At 64.5% G+C, this 19847-nt stretch carries 18 protein-coding genes; 11 read left to right on the top strand and 7 right to left on the bottom strand.

Features of this window, described 5'->3' with window-relative positions; translation table 11 throughout:
* The first annotated feature begins 39 nt into the window (after window positions 1–39).
* A complete protein-coding gene (locus E4T66_RS13035) occupies window positions 40–864 on the top strand; it encodes a glutathione S-transferase family protein (RefSeq protein ID WP_136849493.1) in 825 nt (274 codons plus the stop codon).
* A gap of 31 nt (window positions 865–895) precedes the next feature.
* On the opposite strand, the gene E4T66_RS13030 is transcribed toward E4T66_RS13035, so the two are convergent.
* On the bottom strand, window positions 896–2800 hold the full coding sequence (locus E4T66_RS13030; protein ID WP_136849492.1) for an ATP-binding cassette domain-containing protein: 1905 nt from the start codon (window positions 2798–2800) through the stop codon (window positions 896–898).
* A gap of 85 nt (window positions 2801–2885) precedes the next feature.
* Here E4T66_RS13030 and E4T66_RS13025 point away from each other — a divergent pair, with 85 nt between their 5' ends.
* From E4T66_RS13025 to E4T66_RS13000, 6 genes are all read left to right on the top strand, one after another.
* Window positions 2886–3548, top strand: coding sequence for an energy-coupling factor ABC transporter permease (locus E4T66_RS13025; RefSeq protein WP_136849491.1), 663 nt, complete (start codon window positions 2886–2888; stop codon window positions 3546–3548).
* Between the two features lie 57 nt (window positions 3549–3605).
* A complete protein-coding gene (locus E4T66_RS13020; RefSeq protein WP_136849490.1) occupies window positions 3606–4034 on the top strand; it encodes a DUF3429 domain-containing protein in 429 nt (142 codons plus the stop codon).
* A gap of 30 nt (window positions 4035–4064) precedes the next feature.
* Window positions 4065–9563, top strand: a complete 5499-nt coding sequence (locus E4T66_RS13015) for a GH36-type glycosyl hydrolase domain-containing protein (protein ID WP_136849489.1) — start codon at window positions 4065–4067, stop codon at window positions 9561–9563.
* A gap of 72 nt (window positions 9564–9635) precedes the next feature.
* On the top strand, window positions 9636–10628 hold the full coding sequence (locus tag E4T66_RS13010; RefSeq protein ID WP_136849488.1) for an LLM class flavin-dependent oxidoreductase: 993 nt from the start codon (window positions 9636–9638) through the stop codon (window positions 10626–10628).
* Window positions 10625–11005, top strand: a complete 381-nt coding sequence (locus E4T66_RS13005) for a YajD family HNH nuclease (RefSeq protein ID WP_136849487.1) — start codon at window positions 10625–10627, stop codon at window positions 11003–11005. The genes E4T66_RS13010 and E4T66_RS13005 overlap by 4 nt, the downstream gene beginning before the upstream one ends.
* Window positions 11006–11172: 167 nt before the next feature.
* Entirely contained in the window at window positions 11173–12663 is a 1491-nt protein-coding gene (locus E4T66_RS13000; RefSeq protein ID WP_136849486.1) for a HEPN domain-containing protein, read from the top strand.
* 125 nt (window positions 12664–12788) lie between these two features.
* Here the strand turns inward: E4T66_RS13000 and E4T66_RS12995 are convergent, their stop codons facing one another.
* The 5 genes from E4T66_RS12995 to E4T66_RS12975 are packed head-to-tail and all read right to left on the bottom strand — an operon-like array spanning window position 12789 to window position 16171.
* On the bottom strand, window positions 12789–13217 hold the full coding sequence (locus E4T66_RS12995; RefSeq protein WP_136849485.1) for an OsmC family protein: 429 nt from the start codon (window positions 13215–13217) through the stop codon (window positions 12789–12791).
* Window positions 13218–13269: 52 nt separating this feature from the next.
* Complete coding sequence (locus E4T66_RS12990) at window positions 13270–14157, bottom strand: pirin family protein (protein ID WP_136849484.1); 888 nt, start codon at window positions 14155–14157, stop codon at window positions 13270–13272.
* A gap of 26 nt (window positions 14158–14183) precedes the next feature.
* Complete coding sequence (locus tag E4T66_RS12985) at window positions 14184–15044, bottom strand: pirin family protein (RefSeq protein ID WP_136849483.1); 861 nt, start codon at window positions 15042–15044, stop codon at window positions 14184–14186.
* A gap of 56 nt (window positions 15045–15100) precedes the next feature.
* Window positions 15101–15529: a DoxX family protein gene (locus E4T66_RS12980; protein ID WP_136849482.1), complete on the bottom strand. Its 429-nt coding sequence runs from the start codon at window positions 15527–15529 to the stop codon at window positions 15101–15103.
* A gap of 39 nt (window positions 15530–15568) precedes the next feature.
* Window positions 15569–16171, bottom strand: coding sequence for an FMN-dependent NADH-azoreductase (locus E4T66_RS12975; RefSeq protein WP_136849481.1), 603 nt, complete (start codon window positions 16169–16171; stop codon window positions 15569–15571).
* Between the two features lie 98 nt (window positions 16172–16269).
* Here E4T66_RS12975 and E4T66_RS12970 point away from each other — a divergent pair, with 98 nt between their 5' ends.
* Both E4T66_RS12970 and E4T66_RS12965 read left to right on the top strand, forming a co-directional pair.
* On the top strand, window positions 16270–17178 hold the full coding sequence (locus E4T66_RS12970; protein WP_136849480.1) for a LysR family transcriptional regulator: 909 nt from the start codon (window positions 16270–16272) through the stop codon (window positions 17176–17178).
* A 119-nt stretch (window positions 17179–17297) separates the two neighbouring features.
* Complete coding sequence (locus tag E4T66_RS12965; RefSeq protein ID WP_136849479.1) at window positions 17298–17606, top strand: hypothetical protein; 309 nt, start codon at window positions 17298–17300, stop codon at window positions 17604–17606.
* Window positions 17607–17622: 16 nt separating this feature from the next.
* On the opposite strand, the gene E4T66_RS12960 is transcribed toward E4T66_RS12965, so the two are convergent.
* Window positions 17623–18159, bottom strand: a complete 537-nt coding sequence (locus E4T66_RS12960; protein ID WP_211242908.1) for an HD domain-containing protein — start codon at window positions 18157–18159, stop codon at window positions 17623–17625.
* Between the two features lie 117 nt (window positions 18160–18276).
* Between E4T66_RS12960 and E4T66_RS12955 the strand changes: the two genes are divergently transcribed.
* Together E4T66_RS12955 and E4T66_RS12950 are read left to right on the top strand one after the other, a co-directional pair.
* Complete coding sequence (locus tag E4T66_RS12955; RefSeq protein ID WP_136849478.1) at window positions 18277–19161, top strand: LysR family transcriptional regulator; 885 nt, start codon at window positions 18277–18279, stop codon at window positions 19159–19161.
* Window positions 19162–19394: 233 nt separating this feature from the next.
* Complete coding sequence (locus E4T66_RS12950) at window positions 19395–19790, top strand: cupin domain-containing protein (RefSeq protein ID WP_211242907.1); 396 nt, start codon at window positions 19395–19397, stop codon at window positions 19788–19790.
* Window positions 19791–19847 lie beyond the last annotated feature (57 nt).

The raw sequence follows: 19847 nt of genomic DNA, 5'->3' as shown, positions 1-19847 counted from the left end.
ACGGAAAATAGACTGGCATGCGTTTCAGGAGGGCTGGCCGTGACAACCGAGATGAAGCTGTACACGTTTGCCGCATCGACTTCGAGCGAGAAGATCCGCTGGGTGCTCGACGCCGCCGGACTGCGTTATCACGAGATCCGGCTGACGCCGTTTCTGCATCTGCCGCAGAACCTGAAGCTGTCCGGCGGCTTCACGCCGTCGGTGCCGATCCTCGAAGCGGATGGCGAGACGGTGCAGGACAGCACCGAGATCATCGAGTGGCTGGAGACGCATCGGGCGCCGTTCGCGTTGATCCCGACCGATCCGGAGCAGCGCGCCGCAGTCATGCACCTGGAGGCGCGCTTCGACCATGCGGGTCCGCATGTGGTCCGTGCGATGTACGCGACGCTGCTGGAGCAGCGGCCGGAGTTGGTGCGCGAGATCTGGACCCAGGACGCCGGGCGCTGGACCGGCCGGGCGCTGCGTCTGGGCTTTCGCCCGTTGAGCTATGTGTTCCGTCAGGGCATGGGCCTGTCGCCGGTGGCGGCAACCTACTCGCAGCGCCTGATCGAACGCGCGATGAACGAGATCGAGCGCGCTGCCAGCAAGCAGCAGCGCTATCTGGTCGGCGGCCGATTCAGCGTGGCCGATATCACGGCGGCGGCGCGACTGGCACCGCTGGTGTGTCCGGACGAGCATCCGGTGTTCTCACGCGAGGACTATCGAGACGCCATCGCGCCGATGGTCAGCAAGTGGCAGGGACGGCCGGCATTCGACTGGGTGCGCGGCATTTACCGCCGGCATCGCCGTGTGCATCTGATCCGGTCCGCGATGCCGCCCGTGGCCGGTGCAAAACCCCGTCGCGCGCGCAGCAAGACACCCTAAGTTTGCCGGGCGCAAGCCCGGAGCGGCGGGCTCAGGCCTGCAGCGCTTCGATTTCCTCGGCGGCGGCCAGCCACTGTTCTTCGAGGGTGGCCAGCTCGGTCTTGAGTTCGAACTGTTCGCGGTGCAGATGCGCCGCGTCGGCGTGGCGTGCGGCTTCATACAGCGCCGGGTCCAGCAGTGCGGTGTCGATTTCGGCCAGCCGCTTCTGCAGCCGCGCCATGCGCGTGTCGAGCTTCTTCACGGTTTCGCGCAGCGGTTTGAGACGTTCACGGCGCTCGGCCGCCGACGGCTGTGCCGGCTGCGCGGCAACGGCTGCTTTGCTGGCGGGTGCGGTGCTGGCGGCACGGCTGGGCGCCGGCGTCGTGGCCCCGGCGCTGCTGAGCCAGCGCGCATAGTCCTCAAGGTCGCCGTCGAAGGGCTCGCAGCGGCCCTGGGCGACGCGCCAGAAATCGTCGCAGGTCGCGTTCAGCATGTGGCGATCATGCGAGACCAGGATCACCGCGCCGGCGTAAGTGGCCAGCGCGGTTTCCAGCGCGTGACGCATGTCCAGATCGAGATGGTTGGTCGGCTCGTCGAGCAGCAGCAGGTTGGGGCGCTGGTACACGACCATGGCCAGCGCCAGTCGCGCCTTTTCGCCGCCGGAGAACGGGGCGACCGCTTCGAAGGCGCGGTCGCCGCGGAAATTGAAGCCGCCGAGAAAGTCGCGCAGCTGCTGTTCGGTGGCCTTGGGGTCTATGCGACGCAGATGCAGGATCGGCGAGGCCTTCGGGTCCAGCTGTTCGAGCTGGTGCTGGGCGAAGTAGCCGATTTTCAGGTCCGGTGAGCGCATGACGTCGCCGGACAGCGGCGCCAGCTTGCCGGCAATGGTCTGGACCAGGGTGGACTTGCCGGCACCGTTGGGACCCAGCAGGCCGATGCGTTCGCCCGGCGCGATCAGCACCCGTAGCCCACTGAGGATGGCCTTGTCGCCATAACCGACGGAGACCTTGTCGAAGCGCACCAGCGGCGACGGCAGCTTGTCCGGTTCCGGAAACTCGAACGAGAACTCCGAATCCCAGTGCGCCGGTGCCACCAGCTCCATGCGTTCCAGCGCCTTGACCCGGCTCTGTGCCTGGCGCGCCTTGCTGGCCTTGGCCTTGAACCGGCTGATGAAGCTTTCCAGATGGGCGATGCGCTCCTGCTGCTGCGTGTAGGCGGCAGCCTGCTGGCTCAGCTTTTCGGCGCGCTGGCGTTCGAACTGCGAGTAGTTGCCGGTGTACAGCGTCGCCGTGTTGCGTTCCAGATGCAGCGTATGCGTGCTGACCGCGTCGAGAAATTCGCGGTCATGCGAGATCACCAGCAGGGTGCCGGGGTAGGTCACCAGCCACGACTGCAGCCAGATCACCGTGTCCAGATCGAGATGGTTGGTCGGCTCGTCCAGCAGCAGCAGGTCGGAGCGGCACATCAGCGCGCGAGCCAGATTCAGACGCATGCGCCAGCCGCCGGAGAAACTCGACACCGGTAGTTCCTGCTGTTCCGGCGCAAAGCCGAGACCGTGCAACAGGCGCCCGGCGCGGGCGCGGGCGGCGTAGCCGCCAATCGCATCCAGGCGTTCGTGGATGGCGCCGATCTTGATTGCGTCGTGGGCAGCCTCCGCCTCGGCCAGCCGGCGTTCCAGTTCGCGCAGTTCGGCGTCGCCGTCGAGTACGGACTCGATCGCCGGGTCGGGCAGGGCCGGGGCTTCCTGCGCGACCGAGGCAATGGTCAGGTGGCGCGGCACGTTGACCTCGCCGACGTCCGGCGCGAGCTCGCCCTGCAGCGCGGCGAACAGCGAGGACTTGCCGGTGCCGTTACGGCCGACCACGCCCACCCGCCAGCCGGCGAAGAGCGTGAAGCTGGTGTTTTCGAGGAGGGTACGGGCGCCACGGCGCAGGGTGGCGCGGGAAAGACTGATCATGCGCATAGTGTATCGGTTGCCCGGCTCACGCAGCGGATTGATCTGCAGCAACTGCGCGCGCACATCCGCCCCCTAGAATCGCCGGATGATCATCGCACCCTCCCTGCTGCCGCCTGCTGCCGTGCTGTGGCTGGGGCTGCTGCAGCTGGCGATTCTGGGGGTTTGTATCTGGCGCGCACCCTGGCGCGATCTGATCTCGGTGCCGCGGCGCCAGCATCTGCTGTTTGGCGCGCTGATCGCCATGACCCTGCTGTGGCAGGTCAGCGGACGCATTGCGCCGCAGGTGCATCTGCATCTGCTCGGCATCACCAGTGTGACCCTGATGCTCGGCTTGCCGCTGACGATCCTGGTCGGCAGTGCCGCCTGCGCGATCGATGCCCTGATCGTGCATCGCGACTGGGCGCTGATCGGCGCCAATGCCCTGTTCAACGCCACGGTGCCGGCGCTGGTCAGTGCCGCCGTGCTCACGGCGATCCTGCGCTACGGGCCGCGCAACCTGTTTGCCTACATGCTGGGCGCCGGCTTCGGCGGCGGCGCGTTGTCGATGCTGGCGGTGATGCTGGTGATGCTGGTGATCTTCGCGCTGACCGGCCAGACCCGCGCGTTCGACGACTGGGCTTCGGCGTTGCTGCTGCTGGCGATGTTTCCGGAAGGCTTCATCAACGGGGCGGTGGTGTCGTCGCTGGCGGTATACAAACCGCATTGGCTGCGCAGTTATGACGATCATTACTTTCTTGATGGCGTCTGATCCTGCAGAGCGCGCGAGCTTCGTATACTGCCGCCATCGTCGCTTGCGGAGTCATCCATGAAACTGCCGCGTATCGTCATGCTGCTGGGCTATGCCGGCCTCGTGCCGTTCCTGGCCGTTCCGCTGTGGCTGACGTTCAACGCGGAGACGGCGCCGGCGTGGCTGGACCGGGCCTGGATCAGCTATGTGGCCATGATCGCCGCGTTCATGGCCGGAACGTTCTGGGGCTTTGCCTTGCCGGCCTGCGAAGGTCCGCAAGGAGTGATCGGCCTGATCGCCTCGTCAGTGCTGATGATCGCGGCCTGGTCCGCGATGCTGCTGCCGATGCACGCAGCGCTGCTGGGACTGGTCGCGGTGTTCCTGCTGCAGCTGCTCGGCGACTTCTGGTTCGAACGGACCCTGGGCAGCGTCGAAGGCTACTTTCGCCTGCGCGCGGTGCTGACCGCGGGTGCCTGTATCGCGGTGGGGTGGCGGTTACTGCTTTAATCCCGCGCTCGGCGCTCTTTCACTGACTTTATGCCTCCACGTTCCAGACTCTGGCTTACCCTGCTGTCGGCCGCGTTCATGCTCGCCGGCATGGCCGCGGCAGCAGATCTGCTCACACAGCTGTACCACGGCTCGGCCAGCCACAGCGGCGTCGCGCTGACGGCGCTGATCGCCGTTCTGGCGTGGCTGATGGGCAGCGTGCAACGCAGCCCGGTCTGGGGTGAACACGCGCTGGGCTGGCGTCCGCTTGCTTCCATGCTGGTGCCGGCGTTGCTGCCGATTCCGGCCCTGGTGCTGCTGGCGGCCAGTGTCGATTCCGCGACCAAGGTCTGGCAGGTGCCGTCAGCATGGTCGCAGCTGCTGCAGCTGAGTCCGCTGGGCGCCGCGTTCGGTGCGGGCCTGCTGCTGCTGGCGGTACTGGCCAGTCTGTGGCGCCGTGGTCGTGCGCCGTCGCTGGTGACCGTGCTGTCGCTGCTGGCGACGCCGTATCTGTTCAATCTGTTGCTGGTGCTCGGGGCGTCGAACCTTTCGGCGCAGCTGGGCCGCTGGGTCAGCTTGGGTGTCGTGTCCGGTGATACCGGTGCGGCTTTGCTCGGCCGTGCGCTGGTGCTGGTCACGGTCAACGAGGCGCTGCTGATCGGCGCCGGGCTGCTGCTGGATCGACGCTGGACGCGGCCGTGGCGTGTGCACGGCCTGTTGCTGCTGGCATCGGTTCTGGCGGTGGCGAGTCCGCTGATTGCCGATCTCGGCACCTTGCCGCGGCTGGTGACGGCACCGGCGCCGCTGGCGATTGCGGCGATCGTTTTCACCATTGGTCTGGCGCAGGCGGCGTTGTGGGCGCAGACCTTCCTGATCACTGGCGTGATGCTCGACGCCTTGCATGGCCGCCGGCCGACCTGGCTTGCGGTGTTCGCGCACTGGCGCGGCGGTCTGATGCGCGGCGGCGTCTACGGCGGCCTGTTCATGCTGCTGGTGCATCTGATCGCGCAGGTTGCGTTGCGGCCTGAGCTGGCGGCGTGGTTCGTCGCACACCCGCTGCTGGGGGGGCTGTTGCTGGGTCCCGTGGTGTTCCCGCTGGCGAAGACGGTGGTCGAGAGTTTCGACGGCAGCGCGCCGTTCTTTGTGCGTCTGTTCGCGGCCTACCGCGAGCCGGTCAACTATCTGCGCGGCGTGATCGCCGGCGTCGGACTGGGCCTGGTGTTGTCACGCCAGCTGTCGGCACAGGATGCGCAGACCCGGTTTGCGGCGGGTGTCGCCATTGGCGCCGCAGCCTATGCCGGAGCCGATCTGTTGCATGACCTTTACGCCCGCCTGCGCGGACGGCGGCGTTCGCTGCAGACCTGGCGCGTGTATGTGCTGGGCATGGCGCTGGGCGGATTCGTCGCCGGTGCGCTGGCCTGGTACTTCGACAGCGCGCAGCTCGCCGCGGTCCTCGGCAAGTTCGTCAGCTACGCCGCAATCAACGACGCCGCGCAGGGCCGTACGGTGTCGCAGTACGTGATCTATCCGCTGTTCAGCAAATGGGGCGCGATGGATCTGGGCAGCGTCGGCGGCGGCGCCAAGCTGCTGTACGTCGAATCGCTGTCGGGCGTGATCAACTGGTCGTTGGCGGCACCGCTGTTCGGATTCAATCTGGTGCTGCTGACAGCGCTGTTCAAACGCAGCATCGAGCCGGTGCGCACGCTGTTCAGCGGCGCCGGCATGACCGGCGTGGTCGAGCAGACCGTGCGCGTGCTGCGCTGGGGGCTGTGGATGGCGCCGATCATCTACTCGTTCCTGCGCCTGGCGCCGGAGCCGACCTGGTACAACCAGGACGGCGCGGTGCGCACGATCCTGGCGATCGTGCAGGACCTGCGGCTGTCGCCGGCGGACTTCCGCGACTTCAGCCTGCAACTGTTCCTCGGCCTGCTGGCCTACGACGCCGTGCGCGTGCTGATCTGGTTCGATCACATGGGCCTGCGCGTCGCGACGCTGGTCAATCTGTCCTTCGTTGGTGGCGATGCGCTGGACGAGAAGGCCGCGCGCTTCGTCGGCCACGCCGCACGCACGCGCATCATTCCCGAAGGCATCCGCCGCTTCCTGACCTGGGCGCCGCTGCTGATTCCGTTCTACATCCCGCGCGGTGCGGACTGGGATCTGGTCTGGGGCCGGGCCGAGCAGGTCGCTGTCGCCGGGCCGCCGCTGCTGCCACAAGTGGTCACGCTGTTCGCCGCGTACCAGTTGGCTGGTGTGCTGTTCGCGCTGCTGGCCGTCGGATTGATCGTGTTGATCTGGCGTCGTCGCGGCGCCGCCGCCGCGCATGCACCGATGGTGATCGGCAACGGCCGCTACACTATGGAGCTGGGCGCCGACGGTCGCGGCTACAGCCGCATGCTCAGCGAAGTCCGCGCCGACTTCGTGCTCGATCTGACCAAGCGGCCGGATGACGCGCTGCAGCTGCGCGGCAAGTTCTTCTATCTGCGCGAGCTGGACGCCAGCGGTGCCGCCGCCGCGCCCGCGTGGAGTCTGACGCCCAAGCCCTGCGGCGACGCCGCGGCGTACAAGGTGCTTCGCGCAACGCCGACGACGCTGCAGCTGCGGCGCAGCGCACCCGGCCTGGAGCTGGACGCACACATCAGCATCGACGCAGTCGATCCGACCGAGCGCTGGGCGATCACGCTGCACAACACCGAAGATCGTGAGCGGGTGATCGAGCTGACCAGTTACCAGGAGCTTGCGCTGGGGCCGGTCGACGACTATCGGCGGACACCGCCGTACGCCGGCATGCATGTCGGCACCACCTTCGTACGCACACTCGGCGCCGTCATCGCGCGCAACCGCCTGATGCGCACCGCCGAGCGCGATCCGACCCGGCGCCGCCCCTGCAACGAATGCGTGTTCCATGCGGTGGGCGAGTCGGATGCGGTGGTGCTGACCGGTTATGAGGACAGCCGTTCGCGCTTCCTCGGTCGCGGCACCGCCGCCGCGCCGGCACTGCTGAATGGACGGGCGCCGCGCGCGCTCGATGACGAGGGACTGCTGTACAGCTTCGACCCCGCCGCGAGTCTGCGCGTGCGCGTGACGCTGGCGCCCGGCGCCCGTCAGACCGTGCAGTTTGTCGACGGCTACGCGGCCACTCCGGCGCAGGCGGCCGAACGCATTGCACGTGCGCTCGGGCGCAGCAAGCCGGACGCGGATGCGCTCGCGGCGTTGCACCTGCGCCATCGCGCGCTGCTGTTGCCGGAAGATGAGCATGCTGGTGCCGACCCGTTCTCCGACGACGGCCGCAGTCTCATTGCGCCGATGAATGTCGAACGGCCGTGGACGCATGTCATGGCCAATGCACTGGGGCACGGTCTGGTCGCCGGCAGCGATGGCAGCCTGTTTGCCTTCGCCGGCAACGCGCAGCAGAACGCGCTGACGCCGTTCGATCCGGACAGCGTGCCGACGCAGGCGCCGGGGCAGGTGTTCTACGTGCGTGACGTCGACAGCGACGAGCTGTATGCGCCGACCCAGGTGCCGTTGCGGCGCGCCGATGTGCAGCACAGTGCGCATTTCGGTCTGGGCACGGCGCGCTATCAGGCGCAGGCGGCGGATCTGGCGTTGCAGCTCGACGCCTGGATCGCGCCGGATGCACCGGTGCAGCTGCGCCGGTTCGAGGTCCGCAATACCGGCACCACGCCGCGCAAGCTGCAGCTGGCGAGCTACAGCCAGATCGTGCTGGCGGAAACGCCGGCTGACAGTCGCGGTGCGCTGCAGGTGCTCGATGCAGAGCCAGGCTGCCTGCTGTTCCGTCGCGCCGACAACGACTTTGAACGCGGCTGGGCGTTTGTCGCGACCAGTCTCGACCGGCCACGCGTGCTCAGCGATCGCGGCGCCTTTCTGGGTGCGGCCGGCGATCTGTCGCGGCCGCAGGCCTTGCAGACGACGCCAGCTTCTCACGCGGCGAGCGGCGCCGCAGCGGATGCGTCCGCAGACGGCGACCGTGCGGCCGTGTTCATGCAGGACGTCGTGCTCGCGCCCGGTGAAGCGTTTGTCTACACGCTGGCGTTGGGGCAGTGCGCCGAGCTCAAGGCGGCGCAGCAACTTGCGGCGCGCTATCGCGATATGGCGGCGGTGCAGGCGAGCCTGAGCCAGAGCAGTGAACACTGGGATGCTGTGCTCGGTGGCCTGCGCGTGCAGACCACGCGGCCGGAGATCGATCGTCTGATCAACGACTGGCTGCCGTACCAGATCCTGACCGCGCGGCTGTGGGGGCGGACCGGACCGAACCAGCGCAGCGGCGCCTGGGGTTTCCGTGATCAACTGCAGGATGTGTTGCCGCTGACGCGGTTGGCACCGCAGCTGGCACGCGATCAGATCCTGCTGCACGCCGCGCAGCAGTTCGTCGAAGGCGACGTGCCGAAGTGGTGGCACCGAGCCGCCGCCGGCGACACCGGCATCTGCGTGCGCACCGCCGCGTCGGACCCGCATTTGTGGTTGCCCTACGTGGTGGCGCGCTACATCGAAACCAGCGGCGATGCCGCAGTCCTCGACGAGGATCTGCGCTATCTCGAAGCGCGGCCGTTGCCGGCGGGGCAGGAGGGCGTGTTCTTCGCGCCACGGCCGTCACGCGAACATGGCTCGCTGTACGAGCACTGCCGGCGTGCGCTGGACTGGAGCTGGCAGCGCCGCGGCCACAGCGGTTTGCCGCTGCTGGGCTCGGGCGACTGGAACGACGGTCTCGATGCGCCCGGACTCAAGGGCAAGGCCGAGAGCGTGTGGCTGGGCCTGTTCCTGCATCGCGTGCTGCTGGACTTCGCCGCCGTGGCGAAGCGTCGCGGTGACAGCGCCGAGGCCGAGCAGCGCACCGCGCAGGCCGAGCAGCTGCGCGCGCCGATCGAAGCCATGTGGCAGTCCGATCACTATCTGCGTGCCAGTACCGATGATGGCAGCACGCTCGATTACGCCAGTGCCCTGATGAGCGCGTGGCCGGCACTGTCTGGCGCGGTGCCGTCGGCGCAGGCGCGTGCGGCGCTGGAGTCCGGTCTGACGAAGCTGGAGCGCGATACGCGCGTGCTGCTGCTGGCGCCGCCGTTCGACGAGCACTCGCAGCCGTATCCGGGACGCATCGCCGAGTATCCGCCCGGCGTGCGCGAGAACGGCGGGCAGTACTCGCACGGCGCCTCGTGGCTGGTCGATGCTTATGTGCAGCTGGCACAGCAGGCTGAGACGGCGGGCGATGCCGCCGAGGCGCGGCGCTGCCGCGAACGCGCGCTGGCGCTGTGGCTGAAGATCTCGCCGCTGAGCAAGGCGGACGATCCCGCCTACGGCCTGGCCCCGCACCAGCAGCCGGCCGATGTCTACGACGGTGAAGGTCACGCCGGGCGCGGTGGCTGGAGCTGGTACACCGGCGCCGCTGCACGCATGCTCGATGCGATGCACGCGCTGCTGGGGATCGAGGTGCGTGACGGCGAGCTGCATCTGGCGCCGCATGCCGGACAGGCCATCGGCGAGTTGAAGCTGTTGCGGGTCGAATACCGCGGGGTGGTGCATACGCCTGAAAGCTGAGGCGGCATCTCCGGTGTCGTCATTGGCTGAACGGGTGCAGCACGCTTCGTGGTGGCCTGCCACAATCCGGGCATGTCGATTCCGCTTTCGGTTTTGGATCTCGCGCCGGTTCCCGCCGGCACCCCGTCGTCGCAGGCGATCCGCCGCACGGTGGATCTGGCGCAGCTCGCGGAGCGTCTGGGCTTCGTGCGCTACTGGTTTGCCGAGCATCACGGCATGCCCAGTGTGGCCAGCTCTGCGCCGGAGATTCTCATCGGGCACATCGCCGCCGCCACGCATCGTCTGCGCATCGGTTCCGGCGGCATCATGCTGCCGAACCACACACCGCTGAAGGTTGCGGAAATTTTCCGCACGCTGGCCGCGCTGTATCCGGACCGCATCGATCTCGGTCTGGGCCGCGCGCCCGGCTCGGACCAGAATGCCAGCCGCGCGCTGCGTGCCTCGGATGGCCACGACTTCGCCGCGCAACTGTCAGACCTGCTCGCATTCACCGGCCAGATTCAGTTCTCAGACCGGCATCCGTTCCGCAACGTCGTCGCGGTGCCGGATGACGTGCCGTTGCCGCCGATCTGGATTCTCGGCTCCAGTGGCGCGAGTGCGCGGATGGCGGGTGGTGCCGGCATGGGCTACAGCTTTGCCAGTCATTTCAGCGAAGCGCCGGCCGGGCCGGCGTTCAGGGCCTATCGCGACAGCTTCGAGCCATCACCGCAGTTTCCGGCACCGCATACGATTCTCGGCGTGGCCGTCGTCTGCGCCGACACTGAAGAAGAAGCAAGCCATCTTGCCACCACCATGGACCTGGCCTGGCTGCGCATCGGGCGCGGCGAGTTCCTGCCATTGCCGAGCCCACAGGAGGCGCAGGCGTATCCGTATACCGAGTTCGAGCGTCGCGCAGTGGCCGAGTACCGCCGACGCACCGTGATCGGCACGCCGGGCGTGGTCAGAGCGCGCATCGAAGCGATGGCGCGCGACAGCGGCGCGGATGAAGTGATGGTCGTGAGCAACCTGCACGGGCACGCCGAGCGTCTGCGCAGCTATGAACTATTGGCGCAGGTGTTTTCGTGAGCCCCAGGAAAACCGAAATCGATCACGCCAAGCTCGACCGTGCGGTCTCCGATCAGCTGCGCCACGCCGCCCAGCGCAATCTGGGCTATCGCGAGCAGGCCCTGAAACTGTATCCGTGGATTTGCGGCAGATGCATGCGCGAATTCACGCGCGCCAATCTGAGCGAACTGACGGTTCATCATCGCAATCACAATCACGACGACAACCCGGCCGACGGCAGCAACTGGGAGTTGTTGTGCCTCTATTGCCACGACAATGAGCATTCGCGGCAGCTCGATCATCGCGGTGGCGCTGCGTCGGCAGCGGACCCGCACGCACCGGCGAACGGCAAGCCGTTTGCCAATCTCAAGGCTCTGCTGGCGAAGCCGAAATCCTGAGCGCCCCTGATGAAAAGTGCTGCAGTTACCCCGCGGCTGAAAAGGTCGTGGAATACGGCAGGATGAGTCGAGCTTTGCTTTGCTGGCAACGGCCGATTTGTGAGGGAGGGGCTACATATGAGCAATGACTCAACGTGCAATACAGACGTGCAGGCATTGGAGGCGCAATGACAACAGAGAGCAGTAGCTTCTTTTCGTCTATTCAGGAATACAGAGCTGAGTACCGCGATTTATTTCTTGCTGCATTTAAGGATGGGTTACGCCTTGTCTGTGGAGCAAAGGATTCAGGAAAGTATATTGGCTCTTACTACGATTTCCCTCAGCTTTCCTATGGCAAGAACGGGCTTCCTCAATTGTCGTCGATGCTGGGGGCAGGGCCGGTCGACTACGGACAATGCTTTTATTCTTGGGGTAGCAAGCCGGGGATCGATGAAGACGAGATTGAAAGTTTTTGTGCGCTCGTTCGGTATGTCAGATCACGAGAGCGGCTGCTGAAACGCTTTAGCTCACCTGTAGATCCGTTGCCGATGGAGGCAAAGAAACTTCAAATTGATAAATTTCAAATTCTATCAGCCGTTAAGAATTCAATTAACCAATACATCCATAAGTTCAAATCATTCGAATATCAGAATCAATTCATTGATGAAGTTATTGATCCTGCGATTGCTTATATTTTTGATGAGAGGCTAAGTATTGACATTTTTGTGCCAATACTATTTTTGGATTTTTTAACTGATGAACATGAGCTTGCAAATGGAATTGCAATTGTGCGAATCCCGGACGAACAGCACTTGGCTCGGTACAAGGTTAAGTCATATAACACGAGTGCACATCAATCGGTGATTCAAGCAGCAACTCACGCGTTAGTTCTAAGGGATTGGTATGTACCGAATGCAGAACGCATGTGGGATTTCAATATACTGAATGATGCTAGCGCTTACCCTATTGACGTCATTGATAGATTCTTTGGTGCCATAAGAATTTTCTCAACAAATAAAACTGGCTACGGCCAAATTTATTCTGTATCCAAAGGCTGGGATCAGCATAGCGAAGCGGGTCTGCCCTGCGTTCAGGGTGCAACTTTACGAGCTTACCCATCAGATTTTGAGAATTTCTATTGGAACATGGATCAGGTGCCATCCATATCCAGTGATCAACTCAATCGGATTACAGAAGTTTTTGAGCAACTTTCTGTGGCCCCACAAAACTCGATTAGCTTGTCCCTCAAAAGACTGAATCGGTGTCTTGTCAGAGATGAAGAAGAAGACGCGGTGCTTGACGCCACAATCGCTCTGGAAGCCCTTCTTTCTGATGACGGAATGCAAGAAATGACACACAAATTGGCAATGCGTGTCGGTGCATTGGCCGGGTTCGATGCGTCGTTTGGGCGGAATCCTGTAGAGGCGTTTGGTGATATCAAAAAGATCTATGGATACCGTTCCGCCATCGTTCACGGCAGCAAGAATATTGAGAAAAGCAGGATGGTGAAGTTCGATGAAAATACACAGAAGCCGGCCCACAATCTTTCGGCGGACTATGTGAGGCTGGTTTTGAGAGTGCTTCTCGCCAACGAGCGATTTCGCGATCCGAAGCAGATCGATCAAGAGCTGCTATTGGGGGTGCCAGGGAGTTCCCAACGACACGTTACAGGTAACTAGGCACGCGTACCTTTGCTGCTGCGAGGCTGCACATCCCTTCAAATGAATCTGAACACAGGCGTTCACAATCATTCGCGATTGTTACTTTCGTTTACGAAGCTGATGTACAGCGTGCCCGCAGCGATTCACGACGCACCGCTTATTGCAGCCGTCTGCCCCCGCCGCGTCTGTATCGGAACGCCCGACTTCAAGGTCAACGTCACCGGCGTCTTCTCGGCGATTTCCAGCAGTCGCTGCCACTGCGCCTCGTCGAGCGTCGAGTCCTCGCTGATCAGCTGCCGGTCGATGCGGGTTTCGCCTTCCTTGTTCTTGAACAGTTGTAGCTCCACCCGCAGCGTGCCCAGCGGCCACTGCTTGCGTTCGGCGTACATGCGCAGGGTGATGGCGGTGCAGGCGCCGAGGCTGGACAGCAGCAGGTCGTAGGGCGCCGGGCCGGCATCCGCGCCGCCGGCGTCGGTCGGTTCGTCGGCAACCAGATGATGCGTGCCGGTGACGATGTCATGCCGATAGGCGGTGTCGCCCGAGGTCACGCGGGCGCTGGAAATCTGTTTCATTGAATCGCTCCCCGATGGTGTGGGTGCTGCGTGGATGCAGTGCGATGTGTGCTCAGCTCATCCACGGCGGTGGCGGGGCGGGAAGGCGCTCGCCGTCGTAGCCGTGCACTTCACCGAAGCCGACACCGGCGTTCCAGTCGCGCGTGGCCTGGGTGATTTCTTCCTTGGTGCGGGCGACGAAGTTCCACCACAACAGCGGTTCTTCCGGGAACGGTTCGCCGCCGATCAGCAGCAGGCGCATCGGGCCGATGCTGCGGATGTTGATACGGTCGCGGCCGGCCGGCAGATAGAGCAGCGTGCCGATTGCGAGTGCTTCACCGTCGATCTGCGCGGCGGCGTCGAGCATCAGCACGGCGTGTTCAAAGTCCGGACGCAGCGGCAACTGAATTTCGCCGCCGTCGGTGCTGAGGACTTCCAGCCCGATCGATGGGGTGTACAGGCGCACCGGTGAGCGCTCGCCCAGCAGCTCGCCGGTCATCACGGTCACGCGCATGCCGTCGCGCTCGAAAGTCGGTACTGCCGGATGATGTTCGAACGCCGGTTCGATGTGGCGATGCGATTCCGGCAGGGCGATCCACAGCTGCGCGCCGTGAATCAGCGGCGAGCGTTCGACCGGGGATTCCTCGGAATGCGCGATGCCGCGGCCGGCGGTCATCAGGTTCACCTGTCCGGGACGGATGATCTGTTCGTAGCCGAGGCTGTCGCGATGCAGGATCTCGCCGGCGATCGGCCAGGTGAAGGTCTGCAGGCCGATGTGCGGATGCGGGCCGACGCGCAGGCCTTTGCCTTCCGTCACGTCGAGCGGGCCGAAGTGATCGAGAAAGCACCAGGCGCCGACGGTGCGCTTCTGGCGCGCCGGCAGCGCCCGGCGGATCTGCATGCCTTCGCCCAGCACGCTGTCGCGCGTGGCAATGGTCTGCGGTTCAGCGGGCTGGGTCATGGCGGTCTCCTTCGCGTTGTCGGGCTTCAGGCGGCCAGCGTGCCGTTGCGGTAGTCGTCGAGCGCCTGCTCGATTTCCTCCCGCGTGTTCATCACGAACGGGCCGTACTGCACCACCGGTTCATGCAGCGGACGTGCTGCGATCAACACCGCGCGCACGCCGGCATCACCGGCCGTCACGGCAACGCTGTCACCATCGCTGAGCACACCGGCGCTGTACTGAGGCACCGTCTTGCCTTCAACGCTCACGCTGCCTTCGTAGACATAGATGAAGGCGTTGTAGCCGGCGTGTACCGGATGGGTGAAACCACCGCCGGCCGGAAGGCTGATGTCCAGATACAGCGGGTCGGTCGCCAGCGTATCCGGTGCCGGATTGATCGGGCCGGAGGTCCGTTGCTCGCCGACCTGCAGCGTGCCGGCGATGACCTTGACGCTGCCGCCATCAGGCAGGGCGACCTGCGGAATCTCGGCAGCCGGGATATCCCGGTATGCCGCCGGTTTCATCTTTTCCTTCGCGGGCAGGTTGATCCACAGCTGGAAGCCGCGCATGCGCCCGGACTCCTGCTGCGGCATCTCGGAATGGATGATGCCGCGGGCCGCGGTCATCCACTGCACGCCACCGCTCTTGAGTTCACCGACGTTGCCCATGTGATCCTGATGGCGCATGTGGCCGTCGATCATGTAGGTCACGGTTTCAAAACCGCGATGCGGGTGCGGCGGAAAGCCGGCGATGTAGTCGTCCGGATTCTCGGTGCCGAACTCGTCCAGCATCAGGAACGGGTCCAGACGCAGGCCGGGCTGTGCGCCGATGCTGCGACGCAGTTTCACGCCGGCACCGTCGGAGGTTTCCATGCCGCGAATGATCTGCTGCAACTGACGTGATTTCATGATCCTCGCTCCGGTTGAACGGTGGGTGCAGGGTTGCTGATGGTACTTCGCGTGATTCAGGCGGCCAGTGCCGCCGTCGGGGTGTGACGACGCGAGGCCAGCCAGGCGTCGAGGCTGATGCTGCCGGCACCGTTGGCGACCAGGAACAGGAAGCCGCCGGCCATCGCCAGATTCTTCATGAACAGGATCTGCTGCATCGGATCGCTGCCGGCGTGGAACAGCGCGGCCGAGACGATGCTGAAGCCGGCCAGCGCGATGGCGACGTAGCGCGTCAGCAGGCCGGCGACGATCGCCAGACCGCCGCCGAGCTCGACCAGGATCACCAGCGGCAGCAGCGCGCCGGGCACGCCGGCGGATTCCATATAAGCCTGGGTGCCGGCGTAGCCACCGATCTTGCTCCAGCCGGCGGTGACGAAGATCGCCGCGATCAGAATGCGGCCTGCCAAGGTGGTGACCGGGTTCAGGGTGTCGAGCAGTTTGTTCATGGGTGGACTCCGTTTGATGTGTTGAGTAGCGATTCGGTCTTATGCAGCCAGGACTTCAATGCGTTCGGCTGCGGCGTCGAGCGCGTTCTTGCGTGACGCGTCACCCAGGTTCAGGCCTTCGGCATAGACGAACTCGATGTCGCGGAGGCCAATGAAGTTGAGGAAGTCGATCACGTAGCGCGTCTGCGTATCGCGCGGCGTGCCCTGGTACATGCCGCCTCTTGCGGCGAACACGTAGACCTTGCGGTCGCTGATCAGGCCTTCCGGGCCGTTGGCGGTGTAGCGGAAGGTGACGCCGGCGCGGGCGATATGGTCGAAGTAAGCCTTCAGCGTCGAGGGGATGCCGAAGTTGTACATCGGCAGGCCCAGCACGATGACGTCGGCGGCCTTGAGTTCATTGATCAGTTCGTCGGAGGCGGCGGCGTGGGCCTGCTGCGCCTCGGTGCGCTCTTCGGACGGGGTCAGAAAGGCGCGGAAGCGCTCGGCGCTCAGATGCGGCAGCGGCTCGCTGCCCAGATCGCGCACGACGACCTGGCCGTCGGCATGCTGCTGGCGCCAGGCGTCGACAAACTGGTTCGCGAGCTTGGACGAGGTGCCGCCTTCGGCGAACAGGCTGGTGTTGATCTGTAGCAGGGTGGTCATGGCGAGCTCCGTTGGTGTTTCGGTGTGTCGCCATTAAACGATTGCTGCATTCGATAAAAAAGACGAATATTTCGGCAAATATAATCGAATGGATCGATATGTCTGGTCCCCGCATCACCCTGGAGCAGTGGCGCGCATTGATTGCCGTGGTCGATGCCGGCGGCTATGCGCAGGCGTCCGAAACGCTGCACAAGACGCAATCGACCGTGACCTACGCGGTGCAGAAGATCGAGCAGCTGCTGGACGTGAAGCTGTTCGAGCTGCAGGGACGCAAGGCGCAGCTGACCGCGGCCGGGCAGGTGCTGTACCGCCGTGCCCAGCTGCTGCTGGAGCGTGCCGCCGCACTGGAACGCGGCGCTGCCAGCTTCGCCGATGGCTGGGAGCCGGAAGTGCGCATCGCCGTCGAGATCATCTTTCCGACCTGGCTGCTGCTGCGCTCGCTCGAACGGTTTGCCGCAGAGCGGCCGGAAATTCGGGTGCAGCTATACGAGACCGTGCTCGGCGGCACCGACGAAGTGTTGCTGGAGCGGCGCGTCGATCTGGCGGTGTCCGGCCACGTGCCGCAGGGTTTCGCCGGCGATCCGCTGCTGCCGGTGCGCCTGATCGCCGCGGCGCATCCGCAGCATCCGCTGCATCAGCTCGGCCGCCCGCTGAGCCTGGACGATCTGCGTGAGTACCGTCAGCTGGTCGTGCGCGACACGGCGATCCAGCACGTGCGTGAATCCGGAGGCTGGCTCGGCGCGGAGCAGCGCTGGACCTTCTCGCACAAGGCGACGCAGATCGCTGCCGCCTGCATGGGGCTGGGCTTTGCGTGGTTCTCGGAACACACGATCCGTCGTGAACTCGACGCCGGCGAACTCAAGCCCCTGCCGATGCGCGAGGGCGGCGAGCGCATCGGCCAGATGTATCTGATGTTCGCCGAGCCGGATCAGCCCGGGAAGGCCGCGACGCGGCTGGCGGAGATTCTGCGGGAGGATGTGGCGAATGCCTGTCGAGCGGCCAAGTGACGCCCGGCATTTGTCCGAGGTGCAGTCATTGGATGACGGTGCGTAGGAATATCAGGGCAGAAGTGTGCGGCACGCGATATGCATAATCGAAGCTGCCAGTCATTGCTCAGGGAGCACTTGTGAAAAGAATCTGCCTGCTGCTGAGTGCGGGGTGCCTGTTGGCGGCCTGCGCATCGACGCCTGAAGCGGAGTTGCCGAGCGATGGGGCTGCGGCGGAGGAAACGTCCAACGTCGCAACGTCGAATGTGGCGTCGAGCGAGGGTGTCGGAAGGGATCGAATGGTTTGCACCAAGGAGACGCAGGTGGGGACGCGGTTCCCCCGCACCGTGTGCCTGACTCAAGGTCAGCGCGACGACCTGGCGGTGCAGAACCAGCAGGAAATCAACAAGGTCCGCATGTCCGCACAGCCCAAGGACCTTGGGCGGTAGCCAATCCCGGAAAGAGCTACCAGCGCATCATCGGCATCGGGCTGAATGGATGGGTGCGCAGACGCTGCCATGCGAGCTGGACCAGACGCTTGTGAAAGCCGGCATTCGGAAACGCGGCGGACACCTCGCGCAGGAACGGCCGCGGTAGGCCGAATCTGATCAGTCTCAGGCTGACATCAACCAGATCGGCCTGACGGAACGCCTCGACCAGCGCCGCGGGTTTCTCGCGGTAGCGGCGGATCTTGTGATGCTCCCGGATCATCGCGCGAATTTCAGGCGTCCACGCGGAAGCGTCGACGTCGTCCAGATAGCCTTCGGCCAGCTGCTCTGATGGCGCCAGATAGTCGAAGGTGTGATGTGTCCAGATGCCGAGGTCGTGAAAGGCAGCGGCAATCGAGATCTTGCGGCGGTGCTCCGGCGTGTCCCCACTCAACGCCAAAGCAAAGTTCGCCATGCGCTGGCAGTGGTTGCGATAGGCGAGGTGGTCGCCGCCCAACGGCGCAGCGTAGCGCGCCAGCAGTTCGTCCAGCAGCGGGAATTCGATGACAGGCACACAAGTCTCCGAGTGGTGCGTTCGTGCGCATATCGTGGCCGCCGCGGGGCCTTGGCGGAATCACTAAACTGGAAACCTCGCTTTGCAAATCTGCAAAGCGCGGGGAGCACGAGCCGCATGAGCCATTCTGAGCTGGACTGGAACGACATCCCGCTGCTGCTGGCGCTGGCCCGCAGTGGCAGCATGAGCGCTGCCGCGCGCAGTCTCGGAGTCGACGTCTCCACCATCAGCCGTCGCGTCGCGGCGGCGGAGGCGGCGCTGCAGACGCCGCTGTTCATCCGCAGCCATCGCGGCTATCAGCCGACCGATGCCGGGGCGGTCTTCATTACGCGCGCCGAGCAGGTGCAGGGCGACGTGCGTGCGCTGTTGCTGGAGACGCGCGCCGAGGCCGAGGGTATCCACGGTCCGGTACGGCTCACGGCCGTCGACACGCTGTTCGACCACTGGCTGGTGGAGCGTCTGCCGGCCCTGCTGCAACCGCATCCGGAACTGCAACTGCAGCTGATTGCCGACGACGGCAATCTGTCGTTCACGCGACGCGAAGCGGACCTCGCATTGCGGCTCGCACGCCCGAACGCAGACGCTGCATTGCTGATGCGCAAGCTGGGCGACATCGGTCTGGCCGTCTTCGGCAGCAAGCGCTTCGCGTCAGTGCGTCGTGCGCAATGGGGCACGCAGCCGTGGCTGGCCTATAACGATGAACTGTCCGGCGTGCCGGAAATGCAGTGGCTGGCACAACTCGAGCCGTCGCCGCGCCGGATCGTGAAGGTCAGCAGTGCGACGACTCTGGTCCGCGCCTGCGAGGCGGGCCTGGGCCTTGCGCTGCTGCCCTGTTTTATCGGAGCGCAGCAACGTCTGCAGAGACTCAGCAAAAAGCCGGAACTGCATCGTGAGCTGTGGCTGCTGAGTCACCGCGACGCCGCCAATATCAGACGTTTTCGCGTGGTTGCTGACTGGCTGGCGCAGGTGTTCGAAGCGGACCGCGATGTGCTGTCCGGATAGAGACGATCTTTGTTTGCAGGGCGGCCTTTTGTTGCAATTGCAGGCCGGTTGGCGAGCGGATCGCACATTCCCGTCCTGCGGGGATGATCGGCCTCATGTGTATGATCTGAGGCACTGGCGAGCTCTCGACGGATTCCAGTTCTGCCAGGACCTTCCAAGTTGGTGTTGCCTGCTGTCGAAGTGGCTGACTTGGTCCGTACGTTTCTTTTCGTGCTTTTATGGAAGGTCAGCGCATGCTTCGCATTTCAATCATCGTCTCCGGCCTGCTCGTTGTCTCATTGGCTCACGGTCAGGACGCTACCCTGACCGATGGGGACAAATACAAGGTGATCCTCGAGAACGAATGCGTTCGGGTCCTTGATTATCAGGATTCCCCGGGGGAGCAGACCGGCCAGCACAGCCATCCACCGTTTGTTCTCTACGCATTGAGCCCGTTCAAGCGCACGATCACGCTTGCCGACGGTAAAGTTCTGAAGCGCGAGTTCGCAGCGGGAGACGTGCTGTGGTCGGAAGCACAGACGCATACCGGAAAGAATGTTGGCGAAACGCCGACGCACGTCGTGATGGTGGAGCTCAAGGACCCAGGCGCCAGCAGCCAGAAGTGCCATAGGAATGAATCGTTGCGATGATGGCTGCCACCCGCACTGAAGTCATTTTCTGATGGCAGAATTACCGCAGCATCTGCT

It is taken from the genome of Sinimarinibacterium arenosum, assembly GCF_005047655.1.
In the GTDB taxonomy this organism is placed as follows: domain Bacteria; phylum Pseudomonadota; class Gammaproteobacteria; order Nevskiales; family Nevskiaceae; genus Solimonas.
The sequence above is the reverse complement of the archived record's forward strand: the minus strand, read 5'-3'. Positions and strand labels throughout refer to the sequence as shown.

Coding starts and splice junctions, on each gene's coding strand:
- E4T66_RS13010 (WP_136849488.1), top strand. CDS start 9,636: ATGTCGATTCCGCTTTCGGTTTTGGATCTCGCGCCGGTTCCCGCCGGC.
- E4T66_RS12955 (WP_136849478.1), top strand. CDS start 18,277: ATGAGCCATTCTGAGCTGGACTGGAACGACATCCCGCTGCTGCTGGCG.
- E4T66_RS12950 (WP_211242907.1), top strand. CDS start 19,395: ATGCTTCGCATTTCAATCATCGTCTCCGGCCTGCTCGTTGTCTCATTG.
- E4T66_RS12970 (WP_136849480.1), top strand. CDS start 16,270: ATGTCTGGTCCCCGCATCACCCTGGAGCAGTGGCGCGCATTGATTGCC.
- E4T66_RS12995 (WP_136849485.1), bottom strand. CDS start 13,217: ATGAAACAGATTTCCAGCGCCCGCGTGACCTCGGGCGACACCGCCTAT.
- E4T66_RS12980 (WP_136849482.1), bottom strand. CDS start 15,529: ATGAACAAACTGCTCGACACCCTGAACCCGGTCACCACCTTGGCAGGC.
- E4T66_RS13020 (WP_136849490.1), top strand. CDS start 3,606: ATGAAACTGCCGCGTATCGTCATGCTGCTGGGCTATGCCGGCCTCGTG.
- E4T66_RS12990 (WP_136849484.1), bottom strand. CDS start 14,157: ATGACCCAGCCCGCTGAACCGCAGACCATTGCCACGCGCGACAGCGTG.
- E4T66_RS12985 (WP_136849483.1), bottom strand. CDS start 15,044: ATGAAATCACGTCAGTTGCAGCAGATCATTCGCGGCATGGAAACCTCC.
- E4T66_RS13025 (WP_136849491.1), top strand. CDS start 2,886: ATGATCATCGCACCCTCCCTGCTGCCGCCTGCTGCCGTGCTGTGGCTG.
- E4T66_RS13030 (WP_136849492.1), bottom strand. CDS start 2,800: ATGATCAGTCTTTCCCGCGCCACCCTGCGCCGTGGCGCCCGTACCCTC.
- E4T66_RS13015 (WP_136849489.1), top strand. CDS start 4,065: ATGCCTCCACGTTCCAGACTCTGGCTTACCCTGCTGTCGGCCGCGTTC.
- E4T66_RS12975 (WP_136849481.1), bottom strand. CDS start 16,171: ATGACCACCCTGCTACAGATCAACACCAGCCTGTTCGCCGAAGGCGGC.
- E4T66_RS13000 (WP_136849486.1), top strand. CDS start 11,173: ATGACAACAGAGAGCAGTAGCTTCTTTTCGTCTATTCAGGAATACAGA.